This window comes from Terriglobales bacterium (assembly GCA_035624475.1).
Classification (GTDB): domain Bacteria; phylum Acidobacteriota; class Terriglobia; order Terriglobales; family Acidobacteriaceae; genus DASPRL01.
In genome coordinates this window covers 1-3,132 of the sequence record DASPRL010000093.1, presented here as the reverse complement: position 1 = coordinate 3,132, position 3,132 = coordinate 1, and the positions used below count along the sequence as shown (strand labels likewise).

General features: G+C 70.1%; 4 protein-coding genes. All 4 read left to right on the top strand.

The window, feature by feature from the left end:
• On the top strand, positions 1 to 877 hold an 877-nt coding region (locus VEG08_04040; protein ID HXZ27154.1), incomplete at its 5' end, for a tetratricopeptide repeat protein.
• Positions 878 to 887: 10 nt separating this feature from the next.
• The gene (locus VEG08_04035) at positions 888 to 1,247 is read left to right on the top strand and encodes a hypothetical protein (GenBank protein HXZ27153.1); all 360 of its coding nucleotides are present in this window, start codon (positions 888 to 890) and stop codon (positions 1,245 to 1,247) included.
• A 78-nt stretch (positions 1,248 to 1,325) separates the two neighbouring features.
• A complete protein-coding gene (locus VEG08_04030; protein ID HXZ27152.1) occupies positions 1,326 to 2,216 on the top strand; it encodes a TIGR00730 family Rossman fold protein in 891 nt (296 codons plus the stop codon).
• A gap of 45 nt (positions 2,217 to 2,261) precedes the next feature.
• On the top strand, positions 2,262 to 3,011 hold the full coding sequence (locus tag VEG08_04025; protein HXZ27151.1) for a thiamine phosphate synthase: 750 nt from the start codon (positions 2,262 to 2,264) through the stop codon (positions 3,009 to 3,011).
• The last annotated feature ends 121 nt before the right edge of the window (positions 3,012 to 3,132 follow it).

Genomic DNA, 3,132 nt, shown 5'->3' with positions numbered 1-3,132 from the left:
CGTGGCCGAGTTCATCTTTGAGCACGCCGAGCAGCCTCCCGTCGAAGAGGCTCCGCCTCCACCTCCGCCGCCACCCCCACCCCCGCCCCCTCCGGCTCCCAAGGCGGTGCCCAAGCCCAAACCGGCCCCGCCTCCCAAGGTAGCGCCCGCCCCGCCACCTCCTCCACCGCCACCTCCCAAGGTGGTGCCCGCGCCACCGCCCCCGCAGTCTCCTCCGCCGCCCGTGGCGGCGGCCGCCTCCGGGGACGTGCTGGGCAGCCTGGTCTCCGACCTGGAGCAGTCGTTGGGCAGCGATTTCGCTTTTGGCGGCGGCCCCGCGGAGCCGGCGCCTCCGCCAGCGGCCAAGGCCCCGCCGCCTCCTGCGGCAGTCGTCCCTGTGGCCGCGGCGGCTGCGCCTCCGGCGGCTGCGGCGGCCATGCCCCACGAGGCCGCCTCCGTCCTCACCGACATGTTCGCCGAGTTCAAGGAGGACGTCGAAGAGAGCGCCGGCGAAGCCGAAGACCCCGACACCCACTACAACCTGGGCGTCGCCTTCAAGGAGATGGGGCTGCTCGACGAGGCCATCGGCGAGCTGCAGAAGGTCTGCCACGCCATCGACAAGGGTTATCCCTTCAGCCAGGTCATGCAGGCCTACACCTGGCTGGCCAACTGCTTCCTGGAAAAAGGTGTACCCCAGGCCGCCATCAAGTGGTACGAGAAGGCCCTCAAGGTCCCGGGACTGGAGGAGGACAGCCGCCTGGCCGTCTATTACGAGCTGGCCTCTGCCCATGAGGCCGCCGGCAACCGCAAAGCCGCCCTCGACAACTTCATGGAAGTCTACGGCTCCAACATCGACTATCGTGACGTCGCCGAGCGCATCAAGGCTCTGAAAGCCTAGAGCCCTGCCGATGGCTTCGTCTCCCCCACCCAGCCGGCCCGCCCAGTCTCCCGCGCCTTCGCCGCCCGGAACGGACTCGCCTGCCGCGACCCGGGCCCAGAGCGGGCCCGGCGGTCATCACGTCCCCATCTGGCTGCAGCGGCTCTCCCTGTTCACCTTCGTCCTGTTTTGCATGGTGGTGGGCATGACCTTGGTGGTGCTGCCCTGGACCTCGCAGTGGACGGACCACACCCTGCTGGCCCGGTGGCCGGGCCTGCGCGCCTTCCTGCAGCAGGGCTTCGTGCGCGGCGCCGTCTCCGGGCTGGGCCTGCTTGATCTCTGGTTCGGCATCTGGGAGGCTCTCCACTACCGCGAGGCGCCCCACCCCTAGCCCGGGGCACTTCCCCGCCGCCCCGCCGCCGCCTTTAGAATAGAATCCACGGCAGCGGGAGGAAGCCGGACCGTCGCTATGGCAAACGAACCCACCCTGGGGCCTGCGCCCCTGGCCTACGAGAACAAGGGCTTTCTCGACAGCCCCGACGCCCGCATCCTGCGCCTGCTGGCGGAATACAACGAGCCCCTCTCGCGCTTCCGCAAGGAGCGCATCCAGGACACCGTGGTCTTCTTCGGCTCCGCCCGCGTCCATGCCCAGGCCCATGCGGAAAGCGCGGTGCAACTGCTGGAGCAGCCCAGCTCCCACGCTCCCATCGCTCCCGCCCAGCGCACCCAGCTCGACCGCGCCCGCACCGACCTCAAGATGGCGCGCTACTACGAGGACGCGCGCCGCCTCGCCCGCCTGCTGACGGAGTGGTCCATCCATCTGCCCGGCCGGCGCCACCGCTTCGTCGTGACCTCCGGCGGGGGCCCCGGCATCATGGAGGCCGCCAACCGCGGAGCCCGCGAGGCCGGCGGCAAGACCGTCGGCCTCAACATCCGCCTCCCCTACGAGCAGATGCCCAACCCCTACATCAGCCCCGGCCTCAACTTCGAGTTCCACTACTTCTTCATGCGCAAGTTCTGGTTCGCCTACCTGGCCAAGGCCCTGGTCATCTTTCCCGGAGGCTTCGGCACCCTGGACGAGCTCTTCGAGCTGCTCACCCTGGCGCAGACCGACAAGCTGGCCAAGAAGATCCTGGTCATTATCTACGGCAGCGAGTACTGGAACCGCGTCGTCAACTTCCAGGCGCTGGTGGACGCCGGCACCATCTCCCCCGAGGACCTCGACCTGTTCCGCATGGTCGATACCCCGGAAGAGGGCTTCCAGCGCCTGCGCGACGGCCTCACCAAGTTCCACCTCGAGGCCCCGCACCCCAAACAGGAAGACACCGCGCCCGGCATCGCCAAGACCCGGCCGCCCTAGACATCGGGTCATCGGGCCATCGGGTGATCGGTCCATGTGGAGGTCATGCTTCTCTACTACATCACGGATCGCCGCCAGTTCCCCGGTGATGAGGAGGAGCGCCGTCGCCGGCTCATGGCCAAGATCGCGGAAGCGGCGCGCGCGGGCGTGGACTATATCCAGTTGCGCGAGAAGGACCTGTCGGCGCGCGAACTCGAGCACCTGGCGCGCGAGGCCCGCGCCCTGGTCCGCATGACGCCGCCGCCGCTGGGCCGCCGCCCCGCCTGCCTGCTGGTGAACGCGCGTCTCGATATCGCCCTGGCCGCCGGCCTCGACGGCGTGCATCTCCCCTCGGAGGACCTCTCCCCCGACGAGGCGCGCGGGATCTGGAGAGCGTTTTCTAGAAACTCGAAACGAGAAACCAGGAACTTCCTGGTCGCCGTCTCCTGCCACTCCGTCGCCGCCGTGCGCCGCGCCGATCAGCAGGGCGCCGACTTTGTGGTCTTTGGGCCCGTCTTCGAGAAGGTGGCGGCGCGCGCCCGCCCCGGCGTGGGTCTCCCCGAGCTGCGCCTCGCCTGCCACGACGAGCCCGCGCTCGATCCCCGCACCGCCGCCTCCTACAGCCGCTTCATGCCGGTGCTGGCCGTGGGCGGCGTCACCCCGGAGAAAGCCGCCGCCTGCCTGGAAGCGGGCGCCGCCGGCCTCGCCGCCATCCGCCTCTTTCAGGAGAACGACGTCGCCGCCCTCGTCCGCCAGTTGCGCGGCAGCACCGCCCCCGCCGCACCCTCCGGCCCGCCCCCCGCCGCGACCATCTGAAGCAGGCGTGTGGCACAGCCGCCGGGGCGCGACTGGCGCCCCCGCGCTACATGATCTTCTTCCCCGCCGCGATCATGGCCACCGACTTGGCCGCACGCCGCTCTCGCGTCTCCGCCTGCTT

Coding starts and splice junctions, on each gene's coding strand:
- VEG08_04035 (HXZ27153.1), top strand. CDS start 888: ATGGCTTCGTCTCCCCCACCCAGCCGGCCCGCCCAGTCTCCCGCGCCT.
- VEG08_04030 (HXZ27152.1), top strand. CDS start 1,326: ATGGCAAACGAACCCACCCTGGGGCCTGCGCCCCTGGCCTACGAGAAC.
- VEG08_04025 (HXZ27151.1), top strand. CDS start 2,262: ATGCTTCTCTACTACATCACGGATCGCCGCCAGTTCCCCGGTGATGAG.